Annotated in this window: 1 protein-coding gene and 1 pseudogene; both read right to left on the bottom strand. The window is 61.1% G+C overall.

Annotated elements, in window-relative coordinates; genetic code table 11:
- Positions 1 to 862: MCP four helix bundle domain-containing protein (locus RNA01_RS23315; protein ID WP_147182452.1), on the bottom strand; the 862-nt coding region annotated here is incomplete at its 3' end.
- A 214-nt stretch (positions 863 to 1,076) separates the two neighbouring features.
- Positions 1,077 to 1,271 (bottom strand): annotated as a pseudogene (locus RNA01_RS23320) (methyl-accepting chemotaxis protein); the annotation flags it as partial.

Here is a 1,271-nt window from a genome sequence, read left to right on the forward strand (position 1 = left end):
CAAGGGCGAGACCAAGCGTGTCCTTGTCGGACTGCGGCTTCGGCGTAACCATCAGGTCGCCTTCGGCGATCTTTTCCGCGACGACTGCCATCTCCCTGAGGTTGGCAGTCATGCGGTTGATCGTATTGACGAGATCCTTGATCTCGTCATTCGTTTTCATCTCGATGTTCTGGTCGAGATCACCGATGGCGACCGCTTCGGCAACCGCCATGACCTTACGCAGGCCGGCACTGATCCCGAGGGCGATCCAGACAGCAGTGGCTGCGGCGACCAACGTGGCGATGACGGAAATCGAGACCAGCAGCATACGGGTAGTGGCATATTCGGAATCGGTGGTGGCTTTTGCCTGCTGCAGACGGTCGCGGTTGATCTGCACGCCTTCTTCGAGCTTCGTGGTCAGAGCATTGGCATCGTCGCGCCCCTCGTTTGAGGAGATCTGCGAGGCGGCGGCGTTGTTGCCATTGCGGACGAGTTCGTGAACACGGTTGTCGCTGGCTTCGAACTTATCGAGCTTGGCGCGGAGATCCTGCCAGAAGTCGCGGGTTGCCGCCGTCGCCGTCGAAGCCATTTCCTCGAAGATCTGGCGGAACTTTGCCCGGCTGTCGTTGCTGGCATCGATGAAATGCTGCGCTTCCTGCGGCGTTGTCGTCAGGATCATGTTTTTCTGGGCACGCACCGTCGAAAGGGAAAGGGCATTCAACTGCTGCATGCGGTCGAGCCGCGCCACCGTGACGTCAATGACCTGGTCCATACCGGCTTTGGAATCGGCAAGGCTGAAGATTCCATAGCCGGCCGTGCCGACCAGCATGAAGATCAGAAAGGTGAAGGCGATGGCCAGTTTCAGTTTGATGGTAAGGCGCATGTCTCGATGTCCCGCGTTTGTCTGTGGATGGAGCGACGAGTGAAGTGTCGCAGTGCTGGTGGCAGGCCGGCGCTTCATGAAGCGAGGCGATCCATTCACCTCTTTCTTCCATGGCTCTCCGGCGATTGCGGTCCCAGCGTCTACATGCGCGGGTCCTGGTTGCCGCGTCCCTCCCCAGGAAACGCGGCAGCCGTGTCACTCCTCCCGGTATCGCTTAGGCGCTCTCCTTGAACTCGTTGTCGGTTGCGTCCGGGCCACCCATGCTGAGGTCGAGGGCGAAGCCTTTGACCCGCGCCTGCTGGGCGGCGACCGTCGCGCTCTGCTGCTTTGCTGCCGGACGGGTCGGGGCCTTCTTTGCCACGGGTGCCGGACGGGTGGCGGCAGCCGGTCTGGACTGCTGACCACGTGT

The sequence above is a fragment of the Paenirhizobium naphthalenivorans genome, assembly GCF_007992095.1.
GTDB classification, from domain to species: Bacteria; Pseudomonadota; Alphaproteobacteria; order Rhizobiales; family Rhizobiaceae; genus Allorhizobium; species Allorhizobium naphthalenivorans.